Source organism: Ruegeria sp. CDSA079 (assembly GCF_059612245.1).
Genome location: NZ_JBXWQF010000013.1, coordinates 94392 through 111402 on the forward strand (window position 1 = coordinate 94392; position 17011 = coordinate 111402).

General features: G+C 56.7%; 11 protein-coding genes. 8 read left to right on the forward strand and 3 right to left on the reverse strand.

Annotated features, from left to right (window positions below):
- Positions 1-49: 49 nt before the first annotated feature.
- From rplL to rpoC, 3 genes are all read left to right on the forward strand, one after another.
- Positions 50-424: a 50S ribosomal protein L7/L12 gene (gene rplL, locus AC2FJZ_RS14805; RefSeq protein WP_037314964.1), complete on the forward strand. Its 375-nt coding sequence runs from the start codon at positions 50-52 to the stop codon at positions 422-424.
- 249 nt (positions 425-673) lie between these two features.
- Positions 674-4807, forward strand: coding sequence for a DNA-directed RNA polymerase subunit beta (gene rpoB / locus AC2FJZ_RS14810; protein WP_496778517.1), 4134 nt, complete (start codon positions 674-676; stop codon positions 4805-4807).
- 49 nt (positions 4808-4856) lie between these two features.
- Positions 4857-9098: a DNA-directed RNA polymerase subunit beta' gene (rpoC, locus tag AC2FJZ_RS14815; protein WP_050605021.1), complete on the forward strand. Its 4242-nt coding sequence runs from the start codon at positions 4857-4859 to the stop codon at positions 9096-9098.
- A 153-nt stretch (positions 9099-9251) separates the two neighbouring features.
- Here the strand turns inward: rpoC and AC2FJZ_RS14820 are convergent, their stop codons facing one another.
- Positions 9252-10157, reverse strand: a complete 906-nt coding sequence (locus AC2FJZ_RS14820) for a LysR family transcriptional regulator (RefSeq protein WP_496778519.1) — start codon at positions 10155-10157, stop codon at positions 9252-9254.
- 78 nt (positions 10158-10235) lie between these two features.
- Here AC2FJZ_RS14820 and AC2FJZ_RS14825 point away from each other — a divergent pair, with 78 nt between their 5' ends.
- Both AC2FJZ_RS14825 and AC2FJZ_RS14830 read left to right on the forward strand, forming a co-directional pair.
- Positions 10236-10901, forward strand: coding sequence for a class I SAM-dependent methyltransferase (locus tag AC2FJZ_RS14825; protein WP_496778521.1), 666 nt, complete (start codon positions 10236-10238; stop codon positions 10899-10901).
- 120 nt (positions 10902-11021) lie between these two features.
- Positions 11022-11891 (forward strand): DMT family transporter, encoded by an 870-nt coding sequence (locus AC2FJZ_RS14830; RefSeq protein WP_050605023.1) that lies wholly within the window; start codon positions 11022-11024, stop codon positions 11889-11891.
- Here AC2FJZ_RS14830 and AC2FJZ_RS14835 read toward each other — a convergent pair.
- Together AC2FJZ_RS14835 and AC2FJZ_RS14840 are read right to left on the reverse strand one after the other, a co-directional pair.
- Positions 11876-12682 carry a putative rhamnosyl transferase gene (locus tag AC2FJZ_RS14835; RefSeq protein WP_496778523.1) on the reverse strand — a complete coding sequence of 269 codons (807 nt, stop codon included), beginning with the start codon at positions 12680-12682 and terminating at the stop codon, positions 11876-11878. The genes AC2FJZ_RS14830 and AC2FJZ_RS14835 overlap by 16 nt on opposite strands.
- Position 12683: 1 nt before the next feature.
- Positions 12684-13493, reverse strand: a complete 810-nt coding sequence (locus AC2FJZ_RS14840) for a putative rhamnosyl transferase (protein ID WP_496778525.1) — start codon at positions 13491-13493, stop codon at positions 12684-12686.
- 390 nt (positions 13494-13883) lie between these two features.
- Here AC2FJZ_RS14840 and rpsL point away from each other — a divergent pair, with 390 nt between their 5' ends.
- From rpsL to fusA, 3 genes are read left to right on the forward strand one after another with little or no spacing between them, the layout of a single operon-like run.
- Entirely contained in the window at positions 13884-14255 is a 372-nt protein-coding gene (gene rpsL / locus AC2FJZ_RS14845) for a 30S ribosomal protein S12 (protein WP_005621086.1), read from the forward strand.
- A gap of 15 nt (positions 14256-14270) precedes the next feature.
- Positions 14271-14741 carry a 30S ribosomal protein S7 gene (gene rpsG, locus AC2FJZ_RS14850; protein ID WP_008756926.1) on the forward strand — a complete coding sequence of 157 codons (471 nt, stop codon included), beginning with the start codon at positions 14271-14273 and terminating at the stop codon, positions 14739-14741.
- An 18-nt stretch (positions 14742-14759) separates the two neighbouring features.
- Positions 14760-16877 carry an elongation factor G gene (gene fusA, locus AC2FJZ_RS14855; protein ID WP_282120247.1) on the forward strand — a complete coding sequence of 706 codons (2118 nt, stop codon included), beginning with the start codon at positions 14760-14762 and terminating at the stop codon, positions 16875-16877.
- The last annotated feature ends 134 nt before the right edge of the window (positions 16878-17011 follow it).

Consider the following 17011-nt stretch of genomic DNA (forward strand, 5'->3'; position numbering starts at 1 on the left):
AATGCCCTGACGTTGGAACACACACTGTAAAACGGAAAGAGCTGATAAAATGGCTGATCTGAAAGCACTCGCAGAAAGCATCGTGGGTCTGACCCTGCTGGAAGCACAAGAACTGAAAACCATCCTCAAAGACGAATATGGCATCGAGCCCGCAGCTGGCGGCGCAGTTGTCATGGCAGCTGGCGGCGACGCCGGTGGCGCAGCTGAGGAAGAAAAAACCGAATTCGACGTCGTTCTGAAGAACGCCGGCGCTTCGAAAATCAACGTGATCAAAGAAGTTCGCGGCATCACCGGTCTGGGCCTGAAAGAAGCCAAGGAACTGGTCGAAGCTGGCGGCAAGATCAAAGAAGGCGTGTCGAAAGACGAAGCCGAAGAAGTCAAAGGCAAGCTGGAAGCAGCTGGCGCCGAAGTCGAGCTGGCCTAAGTCAGTCGACAGATACGTCGCTGACGTATCGTAATATTTGGCTGGATCCGGAGAAATTCGGGTCCAGCCGAACCTGTCTTAGAAAGGGCCTCAGCACGTGGGGCGTTTTCTAAGACACGGTTTCGGATCGGGAGGTTGCCTTCGGGACGGTGGCCATGAATTGATCCGGACGTGTTATCTCGATTGTGCAAGATGCCGGGGCCCGACGGTGTCTTTGCCCGCTGAGAACATCGAAAGGTGACATCTGACATGGCTCAAACGTTCCTTGGCCAGAAACGTCTTCGTAAATATTACGGCAAAATCCGCGAAGTGCTGGAAATGCCGAACCTCATTGAGGTCCAGAAATCTTCTTATGATCTATTCCTGCGCTCCGGCGATGCAGAGCAGCCCGCTGACGGCGAAGGCATCAAGGGCGTGTTCCAGTCGGTTTTCCCGATCAAGGATTTCAACGAAACCTCTGTTCTGGAGTTCGTGAAATACGATTTGGAAAAACCCAAATACGACGTCGAAGAGTGTATGCAGCGCGACATGACCTACAGCGCGCCGCTGAAGGTCACCCTGCGTCTGATCGTGTTCGATGTCGATGAGGACACTGGCGCTAAATCGGTAAAAGACATCAAGGAACAGGATGTCTTCATGGGCGACATGCCTTTGATGACGCCGAACGGCACCTTTGTCGTGAACGGGACCGAGCGTGTGATCGTATCCCAGATGCACCGCTCGCCCGGTGTGTTCTTTGACCACGACAAGGGCAAGACCCATTCCTCGGGCAAGCTGCTGTTTGCCTGCCGCATCATCCCGTATCGCGGCAGCTGGCTGGACTTTGAGTTCGACGCCAAAGACATCGTGTTCGCCCGGATCGACCGTCGCCGCAAGCTGCCTGTGACCACTCTGCTTTACGCGCTGGGTCTGGATCAGGAAGCGATCATGGACGCGTATTATAACACCGTGTCTTATAAGCTGGACAAGAAGAAGGGCTGGATCACTCCGTTCTTCCCCGAGCGTGTGCGCGGCACTCGTCCGACCTATGATCTGATTGACGCAAAGTCTGGCGAAGTGATTGCCGAAGCAGGTAAGAAAGTCACCCCGCGCGCGGTCAAAAAGCTGATCGACGAAGGCAACGTCACCGACCTGCTGGTACCGTTTGAAAACATCGTCGGCAAGTTTGTCGCCAAGGACATCATCAACGAAGAAAACGGCGCGATCTATGTCGAAGCCGGTGATGAGTTGACCCTGGAATACGACAAAGGCGGCGACCTGATTGGTGGTACCGTCAAAGACCTGATCGACGCAGGCATCAAAGACATTCCGGTTCTGGACATCGACAACATCAATGTCGGCCCCTACATGCGCAACACCATGGCTCAGGACAAGAACCTGAACCGTGAAAGCGCGCTGATGGACATCTACCGCGTCATGCGCCCGGGCGAGCCGCCCACCGTCGAAGCCGCGTCGGCTCTTTTCGACACCCTGTTCTTCGACAGCGAGCGTTACGACCTGTCCGCCGTTGGCCGCGTGAAGATGAACATGCGTCTGGCTCTGGATGCGCCGGATACCCTGCGCACCCTGCGCCGCGAAGACATCGTCGCCTGCATCAAGGCGCTGGTGGAGCTGCGCGACGGCAAAGGAGACATCGACGATATCGACCACCTCGGCAACCGCCGTGTACGTTCGGTCGGTGAACTGATGGAAAACCAGTACCGCGTCGGTCTGCTGCGCATGGAGCGCGCGATCAAAGAGCGTATGTCGTCGGTCGAGATCGACACCGTCATGCCTCAGGACCTGATCAACGCGAAACCGGCCGCTGCTGCTGTTCGTGAATTCTTTGGCTCGTCGCAGCTGTCGCAGTTCATGGACCAGACCAACCCGCTGTCGGAAGTCACGCACAAACGCCGTCTTTCGGCGCTTGGCCCCGGTGGTCTGACACGTGAACGTGCGGGCTTTGAGGTGCGCGACGTGCACCCGACCCACTATGGTCGGATGTGCCCGATTGAAACGCCGGAAGGTCCGAACATCGGTCTGATCAACTCGCTGGCCACCTTTGCCCGTGTGAACAAGTATGGCTTCATCGAAACACCTTACCGCGTCGTCAAAGACGCCGAGGTGACCGATGAGGTTCATTACATGTCCGCGACCGAGGAAATGCGCCACACCGTGGCACAGGCGAACGCGACTCTGGATGCAGATGGCAAGTTCATCAACGATCTGGTGTCGACACGTCAGTCGGGTGACTACACGCTTGCTCCGCGCGAGAATGTCGACCTGATCGACGTAAGCCCGAAACAGCTGGTCTCGGTCGCCGCATCGCTGATCCCGTTCCTTGAAAATGACGACGCTAACCGTGCTCTTATGGGCTCGAACATGCAACGTCAGGCGGTTCCGCTTTTGCGGGCCGAAGCGCCGCTGGTTGGTACCGGGATCGAGGAAAAGGTTGCGATCGACTCGGGTGCTGCGATTCAGGCGAAACGCGCCGGTATCATCGACCAGGTCGATGCCCAGCGTATCGTTATTCGCGCCACCGAAGATCTGGAACTGGGCGACGCGGGCGTTGACATCTATCGTCTGCGCAAGTTCCAGCGTTCGAACCAGAACACCTGCATCAACCAGCGTCCGCTGATCAAGGTGGGTGACACCGTCCAGAAGGGCGAAGTCATTGCTGATGGTCCTTCGACGGATATGGGTGAACTGGCTCTGGGTAAGAACGTGGTCGTCGCGTTCATGCCGTGGAACGGTTACAACTACGAAGATTCGATCCTGATCTCGGAACGTATCGCGCGTGACGACGTCTTTACCTCGGTTCATATCGAGGAATTCGAAGTCGCCGCCCGTGACACCAAACTGGGCCCGGAAGAGATCACCCGCGACATCCCGAACGTCGGTGAAGAAGCGCTGCGCAACCTCGACGAGGCCGGCATCGTTTACATCGGTGCGGATGTTGAGCCGGGCGATATTCTGGTCGGCAAGATCACTCCGAAGGGCGAAAGCCCGATGACCCCGGAAGAAAAGCTGCTGCGCGCCATCTTTGGTGAAAAAGCATCTGACGTGCGCGACACCTCGCTGCGCGTGAAGCCGGGCGATTACGGTACGGTCGTTGAGGTTCGCGTCTTCAACCGTCACGGCGTCGAAAAAGACGAACGTGCGCTGCAGATCGAGCGTGAGGAAGTCGAGCGTCTGGCCCGTGACCGGGACGACGAGCTGGCGATCCTGGACCGCAACATCTATGCGCGTCTGCAAGGCCTGATCCTGGGTAAAACTGCGGTCAAAGGCCCGAAAGGCGTCAAGGCTGGGTCAGTGATCACCGAGGACCTGCTGGAAACCCTGACCCGTGGTCAGTGGTGGCAGCTGGCGCTGGAAGGTGAGCAGGACGCACAGATCGTCGAAGCCCTGAACGAGCAGTACGAAGTACAAAAGCGTGCTCTGGACGCCCGTTTCGAAGACAAGGTCGAAAAGGTCCGCCGTGGCGACGACCTCCCGCCGGGTGTGATGAAGATGGTCAAAGTCTTCATCGCCGTGAAGCGCAAGCTGCAGCCGGGCGACAAGATGGCCGGTCGTCACGGGAACAAAGGTGTGATTTCCAAGGTTGTTCCGATGGAAGACATGCCGTTCCTTGCCGATGGTACTCCGGTTGACTTCTGTCTGAACCCGCTGGGTGTGCCTTCGCGTATGAACGTTGGTCAGATCCTTGAAACCCACATGGGTTGGGCCGCACGCGGTCTGGGTCTGAACATCGACGACGCATTGGGTGAATACCGCCGTTCCGGCGACCTGACCCCGGTGCGCGAAGCGATGAAGTTGGCTTATGGTGAAAATGTCTACGAAGAAGGCATCACCGGTCTGGACGAGGATCACCTGATCGAGGCTGCGGGCAACGTGACCCGTGGTGTTCCGATCGCGACCCCGGTCTTCGACGGTGCCAAAGAGGCTGACGTCAACGACGCGCTGGTGCGTGCAGGCTTCTCGGAAAGCGGTCAGTCGATCCTGTTCGACGGCCGTACCGGTGAGCAATTCGCACGTCCGGTGACCGTGGGCATCAAATACCTGCTGAAACTGCACCACCTTGTGGACGACAAAATCCACGCGCGTTCGACCGGGCCGTACAGCCTGGTTACCCAGCAGCCGCTGGGTGGTAAGGCGCAGTTCGGTGGTCAGCGCTTTGGTGAGATGGAAGTCTGGGCTCTGGAAGCTTACGGCGCCGCCTACACCCTGCAGGAGATGCTCACCGTGAAATCGGATGACGTCGCCGGCCGGACCAAGGTCTATGAGTCGATCGTCAAGGGCGAGGATAACTTTGAAGCGGGCGTGCCGGAATCGTTCAACGTTCTGGTGAAAGAAGTCCGTGGCCTCGGCCTGAATATGGAACTCCTGGATGCGGAGGAAGAGTAGGGGCGGCAACGCCCCACACTCATCCCATCCCAATTTGTAAGGACGCAAAATGAACCAGGAAATCACCAACAACCCGTTCAACCCGCTGACGCCGCCGAAAGTCTTTGACGAAATCAAAGTCTCGTTGGCCTCGCCCGAGCGGATTCTGTCTTGGTCCTATGGCGAGATCAAGAAACCCGAAACCATCAACTACCGGACGTTCAAGCCTGAACGTGACGGTCTGTTCTGCGCGCGTATCTTTGGCCCGATCAAAGATTACGAATGTCTGTGCGGCAAATATAAGCGAATGAAGTATCGCGGCGTTGTCTGCGAAAAATGCGGTGTGGAAGTCACCCTGCAGAAAGTCCGCCGCGAGCGTATGGGCCACATCGAACTGGCCGCGCCCGTCGCGCATATCTGGTTCCTGAAATCGCTGCCGTCCCGCATCGGTCTGATGCTGGACATGACGCTGCGCGATCTGGAACGTGTTCTGTACTTTGAAAACTATGTTGTCATCGAGCCCGGTCTGACCGACCTGACCTACGGCCAGATGCTGACCGAAGAAGAGTACATGGATGCGCAGGATGCCTATGGCATGGACGCGTTCACCGCGAATATCGGTGCCGAAGCCATCCGCGAGATGCTGGCCCAGATCGATCTGGAAGCAGAAGCCGAGCAGCTGCGCGCTGATCTGGCCGAAGCAACCGGCGAACTGAAGCCCAAGAAGATCATCAAGCGCCTGAAGGTTGTTGAATCTTTCCTCGAGTCGGGCAACCGGCCTGAGTGGATGGTAATGACCGTGATTCCGGTCATTCCGCCGGAGCTGCGTCCGTTGGTTCCGCTGGATGGTGGCCGTTTCGCGACCTCGGATCTGAACGATCTGTATCGCCGCGTCATCAACCGGAACAACCGTCTGAAGCGCCTGATCGAGCTGCGCGCACCTGACATCATCGTCCGCAATGAAAAGCGGATGCTGCAGGAATCCGTTGATGCTCTGTTCGACAACGGCCGTCGTGGCCGCGTGATCACAGGCGCCAACAAGCGTCCGCTGAAATCGCTGTCGGACATGCTGAAAGGCAAGCAGGGCCGCTTCCGTCAGAACCTTCTGGGTAAGCGCGTTGACTTCTCGGGCCGTTCGGTCATCGTGACTGGTCCGGAGCTTAAGCTGCACCAGTGTGGTCTGCCCAAGAAGATGGCTCTGGAACTGTTCAAGCCCTTCATCTACTCGCGCCTTGAAGCCAAGGGTCTGTCTTCGACCGTGAAGCAGGCGAAGAAACTGGTCGAGAAAGAGCGTCCCGAAGTGTGGGATATCCTCGACGAGGTGATCCGCGAACACCCTGTCATGCTGAACCGTGCGCCGACGCTGCACCGTCTTGGCATTCAGGCGTTTGAGCCGGTTCTGATCGAAGGTAAAGCCATCCAGCTGCACCCGCTGGTCTGTTCGGCCTTTAACGCCGACTTCGACGGTGACCAGATGGCCGTTCACGTTCCGCTGAGCCTTGAGGCACAGCTGGAAGCGCGTGTTCTGATGATGTCGACCAACAACGTTCTGTCGCCTGCAAACGGCGCGCCGATCATCGTTCCGTCGCAGGATATGATCCTGGGTCTGTACTATGTGACGCTGGAACGCGAAGGCATGCCGGGCGAAGGCAAGGTCTTTGGGTCGATCGACGAAGTTCAGCACGCGCTGGATTCAGGTGAAGTGCATCTGCACACCAAGATCACCGCGCGGATCACCCAGATCGACGACGAAGGTAACGAAGTTCAGAAGCGCTATGAAACCACTCCGGGCCGTCTGCGTCTGGGTGCTCTGCTGCCGATGAACAACAAGGCACCGTTCGAGCTGGTCAACCGCCTGCTGCGGAAGAAAGAAGTGCAGCAGGTGATCGACACGGTCTACCGCTACTGCGGTCAGAAAGAGTCGGTTATCTTCTGTGACCAGATCATGTCGATGGGCTTCAAAGAAGCGTTCAAGGCGGGCATCTCGTTTGGTAAGGACGACATGGTCATTCCAGGCGACAAGTGGGGCATCGTTGATGACACCCGTAGTCAGGTGAAAGACTTTGAACAACAGTACATGGACGGCCTGATCACTCAGGGCGAAAAGTACAACAAGGTTGTCGATGCCTGGTCGAAGTGTAACGACCGCGTGACTGAGGCGATGATGAGCACGATCTCATCCTCGGATCGGGCAGCGGACGGGTCCGAACAGGAACCGAACTCGGTCTACATGATGGCCCACTCGGGTGCGCGTGGCTCGGTCACTCAGATGAAGCAGCTGGGCGGTATGCGCGGCCTGATGGCCAAGCCGAACGGTGACATCATCGAGACGCCGATCATCTCGAACTTTAAAGAAGGTCTGACCGTTCTCGAGTACTTCAACTCGACCCACGGTGCCCGTAAGGGTCTGTCGGATACCGCTCTGAAGACGGCGAACTCGGGTTACCTGACCCGTCGTCTGGTGGACGTGGCGCAGGACTGCATCGTTCGTGAAATCGATTGTGGCACCGAGCGCGCGATCACAGCCGAAGCAGCCGTGAACGACGGTGAGGTTGTTGCCTCGCTGGCGGAACGAGTGCTGGGCCGTGTCTCGGCGGACGATGTTCTGCGTCCGGGCACCGATGAGGTGATCGTCGCAGCAGGTCAGCTGATCGACGAACGTATGGCCGACATCATTGATGAAGCCGGTGTTGCCTCGATGCGCATCCGTTCGCCTCTGACCTGTGAGTCCGAGGAAGGGGTCTGTGCAACTTGCTACGGTCGTGACCTTGCACGTGGTACCATGGTGAACACCGGTGAAGCTGTCGGCATCATCGCCGCCCAGTCCATCGGTGAACCCGGTACGCAGCTGACAATGCGGACCTTCCACATCGGTGGGGTTGCCCAAGGTGGTCAGCAGTCGTTCCAGGAAGCCAGCCAGGAAGGCATCGTTTCCTTCGAGAACCCACAGATCCTGGCCAATGCCGCAGGCGAAAACCTGGTCATGGGCCGGAACATGAAGCTGGTGATCAAAGACGAGCATGGTGAAGAGCGTGCCAGCCACAAGCTGGGCTACGGCTCCAAGCTGTTCGTCAAGGATGGTGCCAAGGTTGCTCGCGGTGACAAGCTGTACGAATGGGACCCCTACACTCTGCCGATCATCGCCGAGAAAGCCGGTACCGCGAAGTATGTCGACCTGGTTTCGGGCATTGCTGTCCGCGATGAGACCGACGACGCAACCGGCATGACCCAGAAGATCGTGATCGACTGGCGCGCGGCCCCCAAAGGCAGCGACCTCAAGCCCGAGATCATTCTGGTCGGTGAAGATGGCGAGCCGGTCCGCAACGATGCGGGCAACCCGGTTCACTATCCGATGTCTGTGGATGCGATCCTGTCGATCGAAGACGGTCAGGAGATCCAGGCCGGTGAAGTTGTCGCGCGTATCCCGCGTGAAGGCGCCAAGACCAAGGACATCACCGGTGGTTTGCCGCGTGTGGCCGAACTGTTCGAAGCCCGCCGTCCGAAAGATCACGCGATCATCGCAGAAGCCGATGGTTACGTGCGCTTTGGCCGCGACTACAAGAACAAGCGCCGCATCAGCATCGAACCGGCTGACGAGTCCATGGAGACCATCGAGTACATGGTACCCAAGGGCAAGCACATCCCGGTCGCCGAAGGGGACTTCATCCAGAAGGGTGAATACCTGATGGACGGTAACCCGGCTCCGCATGACATCCTGTCCATCATGGGCGTCGAAGCGCTGGCGGATTACATGATCGACGAGGTGCAGGACGTGTATCGTCTGCAAGGCGTGAAGATCAACGACAAGCACATCGAAGTTATCGTGCGCCAGATGCTGCAGAAGTGGGAGATCCTGGATTCAGGCGACACCACCCTGCTGAAAGGCGAGCATGTCGACAAGCAGGAGTTCGACGCAGCCAACGAGAAGACGTTGGCCCGCGGCGGTCGTCCGGCACAGGGCGAGCCGATCCTTCTGGGGATCACCAAGGCCTCGCTGCAGACGCGTTCGTTCATCTCGGCGGCGTCGTTCCAGGAAACCACTCGCGTGCTGACCGAAGCTTCGGTTCAGGGCAAGAAAGACAAGCTGGTTGGCCTGAAAGAGAACGTCATCGTCGGTCGTCTGATCCCCGCCGGTACCGGTGGCGCAACTCAGGCTGTCCGCCACATCGCGCAGTCGCGTGACAACGTAGTCATCGAAGCCCGCCGGGAAGAGGCCGAAGCGGCCGCCGCTCTGGCTGCGCCGACCTTTGACGACGACATGGTCGGTGATGAGCTGGACGTTCTGGTGGAAACACCGGAAAGCCGCGAATAAATCTGAGCCCAGTGAATTGAAGAAGGCCCTGCAAAACTGCGGGGCCTTTTTTGTGGGCGAGCGTTGAAGGGAGCGGCCGATGACGTACCAGCTAAATCCGGGGTCGCTAGGCAGGTTTATTCACTGTTCAGACATCCAGCGTGCGATGATTCTCTAACTCCTAGAGGTGGCCTGTGCCTTGAGCTGGTCCGCAAGCTGATCAAACACCAACCTGATCCTGCGCGCCGTGTGTAGCTCTGAATGAGTGGCGAGCCAAATTGGGAACTTAAAGGGCTCGCGTTCGGGTAACACCCGCTCGATGTCAGGTGTCAGTGCGGCCACCTCATCCGACATGATACCGACGCCGAAACCTTGGCACACCAACTCCCATGAGACTATCCCGCTTTGTGAGCCGATCCGGAAATTCTTGCGGGTGACATCAATTCCTGCCGGATTGAGATAGCCGATCATCGTGTCAACATCGCCAAATCCGACGAAGTCCAACTTTACAAGTTCGCCCTCATTTTTGGGTCGTCCGACCTGATCAAGGTATGACGGAGCGGCATAAAAACGCGCTGTCGCTTCCGCTACAAGCTTCGCGATCAGATCCGGCTGCGTTGGGCGTATGTGCCGGATGGCGATATCGGCTTCACGCCGATGAATATCGCGCACTTCATTTGAAGCGACAATGTCGATCTCAAGTCGTGGTGCCGCAAGTCTAATCTGCTTTAGCATATGCGGAAGCTGATAGGTGGACATCACGTCCGACGCCGTGATCCTGACTTGCCCCTCGACAGCTTGTGACTGGCTTGTGGCGGTAAGCGAAATCCTGTTTGCAACATCTGCCATTTCCCTGACATGCAACAAGAGCTCCGCGCCCGCGGTGGTCAGGTTAAGCGACTTTCCGACTCTTTCAAACAAGGTGATTCCAAGTGCCAGTTCAAGGGCTGCAACCTGACGGCCGACGGTGGGCTGGGTTTGCTCAAGAACACGGGCCGCTGCGGAAAAAGAGCCTTCTTCTGCTGTCGCGAGAAAAGACCGCACTTGATTCCAGTCGAAATTGATGGCTTTCCAATTCATGCATAAATGCATAACGCTTCTTCATCCTGAAGTAATTCCAAAAGTTTGTGTTTGAATTTACTAAGGGCAGCAATTGGCTTGAAAGAAAGTAATGAAATGGCTGCTTTGTCTAAGAATGCTGCGTTCTGGAGCAAAATTTCGCGCAAGTATGCGGCTGATCCAATCCGGAACATGGAAGGGTATCTGAACACGCTCGAACGAACAAAGTCGTACCTGAAAGCCCAAGACAGCATACTGGAGATTGGTTGTGGGACAGGTTCAACCGCGCTGCTGCTTGCACAGCATGTAGCTCATGTCACTGCCTCCGATCTTGCACCGGGGATGATCGAGATCGCCGAAGAAAAACGCGACGAAGAAGGATTGCAGAATGTGACGTTCAAAGTGGCGGAAGTTCTCGAGCACGATTTTGGCGAAGGTTCATACGACGCTGTCCTGGCGCATAACCTACTTCACCTCTTGCCTGACCTGGACCGAGCACTTGAACAGATTTCTTCGCTCTTACAACCCGGTGGGATTTTCATTTCCAAGACTGTCTGCGCTCCGCAGAAAAAAGGCTTCAAATACGTTGCAATCAGCCGGATCGCGATCCCGATCATGCAGGCGCTTGGGAAAGCCCCGTTTGTGAATTTCGTTTCCGGAGCTGAACTCGAGCAACGAGTTGCGCGTTCGGGCTTCAAAACCTTAGAGATAGTAGATCAAGCCGGGTTGCTACCGAGCCGGTATATTGTTGCGCAAAAAGTCTGATCCCGTTCAGAACCCTAATTCCTTTGGGATGAACCTTGGATAACAGCTTCAAGCGATATTGACATCCCAATCAAGACCTCGGCCAATGCGTGGAATTTCCTTGCGCGGAGCCTAACCAATATGACGCCGAATACGAAAGGTGCTTTGCTGATGATGGGCAGCATGGCGGCGTTTACCGTGAACGATGCGTTGGTGAAGGTTGCGCTTCAGGACCTGCCGCTGTTTCAGTTGGTGGCCATCAGGGGTGCGCTGGCCGTGGTTCTGGTGTACCTATTGGCGCGGTCTTTGGGCGCGCTGCACCTGAATTTCTCGCGCCATGACAAGTGGTTGGTCGCGTTGCGCAGCTTGTGCGAACTTGCCACCACATTCTTTTTCCTGACAGCTCTCAAGAATATGCCGCTTGCCAATGTGACGGCCATCCTTCAGGCCCTGCCACTGACTGTGACACTCGGTGCTGCGTTGGTTTTTTCGGAAAAGGTGGGCTGGCGTCGTGCCACGGCAATTGGTTTAGGGTTCATCGGGATGACGCTGATCGTAAGGCCCGGGCCGGACGGTTTTAGCCTCTATTCCATCTATGCGTTGATTGCGGTGATGTCGATCACGGCACGGGATCTAGTCACCCGTCGCATGTCCGCCAATGTGCCGTCGATGGTGGTGACATTGGCCACATCGTGTTCAATCGCCGTAGCAGCAGCAATCGCGTCGGTGTTTGAAGGATGGGTCCCGGTCTCGGTCGAGGCCGGATCTCTGGTCGTTGCGGCGGCTGTCTTTGTCTTGATGGGGTATTTTTTCAGCGTTTCGGTCATGCGACAGGGCGATGTCGGATTTAGCGCTCCTTTTCGGTATTCAAGCTTGATCTGGGCGCTGGGGTTGGGTTGGGTCCTGTTTGACGAATGGCCTGACTCTCTGACGATGCTGGGCGCGGCGCTGATCGTTGGGGCAGGGCTTTTCACCCTGTTTCGAGAGCGCGCCCGTCAGAGTGCTGAATGAACCTGCCTGACATGGCTCACGTTTATGGCAAAGCGCGTCAGAAATTCATCCTCTTGCTGCGGTGAAAGCGGGCTTAGGTTGACGTCGAGGTTTCTGGTGCGTGGCGAGTCGTTGAACCGGTTCAGGCCGCGCACCCACATCGGATCTTCGGGTCGGGTGATAACAGGCATGGCCCGGTTGATCCGGTTGTGTGTGAAGTTCATGATCGATTTTCGGATGCCGCCTTGAATGAACATTCCAAGCCCGGCCGTCATCAATGGGCGGTGTACACGGATGGCCGCAATTCCTTTGGCATCCGCGCGGGCCAGATACCCACAGTTGAAATCGATCGCGACCATGGTTCGCTTCTGAAATAGCCCGGTGCAATCACCAACGGTTCCACGCAACCGTTCGACAAAATCCACTGCCACCGCATCATCATCGTCAAGACGAAATTGCAAGCAGGGGTGATCGAGGCTGAGGCGCGCCGCATTCAGAACCTCCTGCATGACCTTTCTGTGCCGACCCGGAGGTTTGATGGCAATGCGCACCTGCTTCAGGTCAGCAGTCAGATCGTGCAGGCGCTCGAAGGCGGGTTTGGGCAGGCATTCACCGACAACGATCAGCAGGCGGAAGTCTTCGTCGGTTTGCTGCCTTAGACTGGGCAGAGCGATGGATTCAAACAGTCGGAACCGTTCTTCCAGCCGGTCAGGTTGATACAGAAACTGCCGTCGTTCTTCGACGGAGGCGTGCGCGGTTTGAAACCCCCCAATGGCGGGGTAGGAAAAGCGGCAAAGACCAAGGACTTGCATATTAACAATCCCTGACACGCGTTCTTTTCATTGTGTCCGGGTCGATAGAGAACCGCGTGCGTAAATCCTCTGTCTGTTCCGGAGTAAGCGGCAAAAGCTCACGCGTATCCTTGCGGGCGTGGTCGGAATCGTTGAACGCGTGCAGCATGCGCATCCACATCGGCGCGTCAGGGTAGCTGACCACCGGCATGAACCGCGCCAGCCTGTTGTGCAATCGGTCAAATATTGTCCGTTTACTTCCGCCTTGAACAAACATGCCCAAGCCGACCCCCAGCAATGACCGATAGACCTGCGCCACATGTATCCCATGTTTGTCACATCTGGCGACGTAGCCGTTATTGTAATCTATCGCGATGGACTCGCTCTGCCGCACCAACCCTGCATTCTCGCGCAGGGCAGAGCGCAGGCTTTCTATGAAATCGACGGAAACCGCGTCATCGTCGTCATGCCGAAACTGAATGCAGGGTTCATCCGGGTTGGTGCGGGCGGTGTTCAGAACCTCTTTCATCACCCGTTTATGATCCGCGGGGTCTCTTTCGATGATACGGATCTGTTTGATCTGGGCGGTCAGGTCCCGCAGTCGATCCGAAAAGGCTGTAGGCAGGCACGTTCCCGTTAACACCAACAACTCAAATGCTTGATCGGTTTGGGCACGAAAGCCAGGCAGGGTGATGGTTTCAAACAGGCGAAAGCGTTCCGCCATCCTGTCGGCGGCATATAGAAACCGCCTTTGATCTTCGATTGTATCCTGGTTCAGCCGAAAGCCGCCAATCGCGGGATAAGAAAAGCGGCACAGGCCAATCACTTGCATCTGTTGTCCATCGGCTGATATCCAGCACGACTATGCCCCCGCCATGAATTGGTCGCAACGGGGGCATGGCGTCTTTTTGGGGCAATCCATTACGCCCCGAACCATGCCGACCCGAAACCGCTGGCCTAGTACTGTTGACACTTGGGCCGACTCCCCCTATTACGCGCGTCATCTCGGTGCCGGGGGCCGCCCCGTAGCCGATTCCAGTAATGAACTGGTCAAGGCCCGGACAATTTTACAGTTCGCGCCCTCTGAGAAACAACCGCGACGTTCACCTCGGAATGGGAACGCTCGTGGGTTTTGCGCTTGTGGACGCATAAGTGCAGCGAATTTAGCCGCACGCAACGCGCGTGCATGTCATGTGTGTTGCAAAACGGGGAAAGAACCGGAATGCCAACTATTCAACAGCTGATCCGCAAACCGCGGCAGCCTAAAGTAAAACGCTCGAAGTCCATGCACCTGGAGCAGTGCCCGCAGAAGCGCGGCGTCTGCACCCGCGTGTATACCACCACACCGAAGAAACCGAACTCGGCTATGCGTAAGGTTGCCAAAGTGCGCCTGACCAACGGGTTCGAGGTCATCTCGTACATCCCAGGTGAAAGCCACAACCTGCAGGAACACTCGGTTGTTCTGATCCGTGGCGGTCGTGTAAAAGACCTTCCCGGTGTGCGTTATCACATCCTTCGCGGTGTTCTGGATACTCAGGGCGTCAAAGATCGTAAACAACGTCGTTCGAAATACGGCGCGAAGCGTCCCAAGTAAGAAGGAGAGGCTGATATGTCACGTCGTCACGCCGCCGAAAAACGCGAAGTCCTGCCTGACGCCAAATTTGGCGACAAGGTACTGACCAAATTCATGAACAACCTGATGATCGACGGTAAGAAGTCGGTTGCAGAGCGCATCGTCTACAACGCCTTTGACCGTGTTGAAGGCAAGATCAAGCGCGCACCTGTCGAAGTGTTCCACGAAGCGCTCGACAACATCAAACCGTCGGTCGAGGTTCGCTCGCGCCGGGTTGGTGGTGCAACCTATCAGGTCCCGGTCGAAGTGCGCCCCGAGCGCCGCGAAGCACTGGCCATCCGCTGGCTGATCACTGCTGCGCGTGGCCGTAATGAAAACACCATGGAAGAGCGCCTTGCGGGCGAGCTGCTGGACGCCGTACAGTCCCGTGGTACCGCCGTTAAAAAGCGCGAAGACACCCACAAGATGGCCGAGGCGAACAAAGCCTTCAGCCACTACCGTTGGTAATTCCAGAGGCTTATCAAAATGGCACGCGAATATACACTCAACCATTACCGTAACTTCGGTATCATGGCGCATATCGATGCAGGTAAAACCACCTGCTCAGAGCGTATCCTGTATTACACCGGCAAATCCCACAACATTGGTGAGGTGCACGATGGTGCAGCCACCATGGACTGGATGGAGCAGGAGCAGGAACGCGGCATCACCATCACCTCGGCTGCGACCACCACTTTCTGGGAACGCACCGAAGACGGTGAAACCGCTGACTCGCCCAAGCACCGCCTGAACATCATCGACACCCCCGGCCACGTTGACTTCACCATCGAAGTTGAACGCTCGCTGGCGGTTCTCGACGGTGCCGTCTGCGTTCTGGACGCAAACGCTGGTGTTGAGCCCCAGACCGAAACCGTGTGGCGTCAGGCTGACCGCTACAAGGTTCCGCGTATGGTGTTCGTCAACAAGATGGACAAGATTGGCGCGGACTTCTTCAACTGCGTTGCAATGATCGAAGATCGTACCGGCGCACGTGCTGTCCCGGTTGGTATCCCGATCGGCGCAGAAACCGAGCTGGAAGGCCTGATCGATCTGGTCACCATGGAAGAATGGCTGTGGCAGGGTGAAGACCTTGGTGCAAGCTGGGTCAAAGCACCGATCCGTGACAGCCTGAAAGACATGGCTGACGAATGGCGCGGTAAAATGGTCGAAGCGGCCGTCGAAATGGACGACGACGCAATGATGGAATACCTGGAAGGCAATGAGCCCGACGTTCCGACCCTGCGCGCCCTGCTGCGCAAAGGTACTCTGGAAATCGCGTTTGTTCCGGTTCTGGGCGGTTCCGCGTTCAAGAACAAAGGCGTTCAGCCGCTGCTTAACGCTGTGATCGACTATCTGCCCAGCCCGCTGGACGTTGTTGATTACATGGGCTTCAAACCCGGTGACGAAGAAGAAACCCGTAACATCGCCCGCCGTGCGGATGATGATATGGCGTTCTCGGGTCTGGCGTTCAAAATCATGAACGACCCCTTTGTTGGTTCGCTGACCTTTACCCGCATCTACTCAGGTACTCTGGCCAAAGGCGACACGCTTCTGAACTCGACCAAGGGTAAGAAAGAGCGTATCGGCCGGATGATGATGATGCACTCGAATGATCGTGAGGAAATCACGGAAGCATTCGCAGGTGACATTATCGCATTGGCAGGTCTGAAAGACACCACCACCGGTGACACCCTGTGTTCGACCGGCGATCCGGTGGTTCTGGAAACGATGACCTTCCCCGATCCGGTGATCGAGATCGCGGTTGAGCCGAAAACCAAGGCTGACCAGGAAAAGATGAGCCAGGGTCTGGGCCGTTTGGCTGCAGAAGACCCGTCCTTCCGCGTGGAAACTGACCTGGAATCTGGTCAGACCATCATGAAGGGCATGGGCGAACTTCACCTGGACATCCTGATTGACCGTCTCAAGCGTGAATTCAAGGTTGAAGCGAACATTGGTGCGCCGCAGGTGGCCTATCGCGAAACCATCGGTCACGAAGCCGAGATCGTTTACACCCACAAGAAACAGTCGGGTGGTTCGGGTCAGTTCGCTGAAGTGAAGATGATCATCTCGCCGACAGAGCCGGGCGAAGGCTATTCGTTCGAATCTCGCGTTGTTGGTGGTTCGGTGCCCAAGGAATATATCCCGGGTGTCGAAAAAGGTATCAGATCCGTTATGGATAGCGGTCCGCTGGCTGGCTTCCCTGTGATCGACTTCAAAGTTGCCCTGATCGAAGGTAAATACCACGACGTGGACTCCTCGGTTCTGGCGTTTGAAATCGCGGCTCGTATGGGTATGCGTGAAGGCATGCGCAAAGCTGGTGCGAAACTGCTTGAACCGATCATGAAGGTCGAAGTGATTACCCCGGAAGAGTATACCGGCGGTATCATTGGTGACCTGACATCACGTCGGGGACAGGTTTCCGGTCAGGAAAACCGTGGCAACGCCATCGCGATCGACGCGTTCGTTCCGCTGGCCAACATGTTCGGCTACATCAACACTCTGCGTTCGATGTCGTCGGGCCGTGCCCAGTTCACCATGCAGTTCGACCACTACGATCCGGTTCCGCAGAACATCTCGGACGAGATCCAGGCGAAATACGCATAAGCGAAATCGGGGAAGGGGCGTTCGACCTCTTCCCTTTCTCAATGACAGGAGGCCATCATGGCAAAGGAAAAGTTTGAGCGTAATAAGCCGCACGTCAACATCGGCACGATTGGCCACGTTGACCATGGTAAAAC

Bases quoted from the DNA above. Each gene is read 5' to 3' on its own strand.
- rplL (WP_037314964.1), top strand. From the start codon at position 50: ATGGCTGATCTGAAAGCACTCGCAGAAAGCATCGTGGGTCTGACCCTG.
- rpoB (WP_496778517.1), top strand. From the start codon at position 674: ATGGCTCAAACGTTCCTTGGCCAGAAACGTCTTCGTAAATATTACGGC.
- rpoC (WP_050605021.1), top strand. From the start codon at position 4,857: ATGAACCAGGAAATCACCAACAACCCGTTCAACCCGCTGACGCCGCCG.
- AC2FJZ_RS14820 (WP_496778519.1), bottom strand. From the start codon at position 10,157: ATGAATTGGAAAGCCATCAATTTCGACTGGAATCAAGTGCGGTCTTTT.
- AC2FJZ_RS14830 (WP_050605023.1), top strand. From the start codon at position 11,022: ATGACGCCGAATACGAAAGGTGCTTTGCTGATGATGGGCAGCATGGCG.
- AC2FJZ_RS14835 (WP_496778523.1), bottom strand. From the start codon at position 12,682: ATGCAAGTCCTTGGTCTTTGCCGCTTTTCCTACCCCGCCATTGGGGGG.
- AC2FJZ_RS14840 (WP_496778525.1), bottom strand. From the start codon at position 13,493: ATGCAAGTGATTGGCCTGTGCCGCTTTTCTTATCCCGCGATTGGCGGC.
- rpsL (WP_005621086.1), top strand. From the start codon at position 13,884: ATGCCAACTATTCAACAGCTGATCCGCAAACCGCGGCAGCCTAAAGTA.
- rpsG (WP_008756926.1), top strand. From the start codon at position 14,271: ATGTCACGTCGTCACGCCGCCGAAAAACGCGAAGTCCTGCCTGACGCC.
- fusA (WP_282120247.1), top strand. From the start codon at position 14,760: ATGGCACGCGAATATACACTCAACCATTACCGTAACTTCGGTATCATG.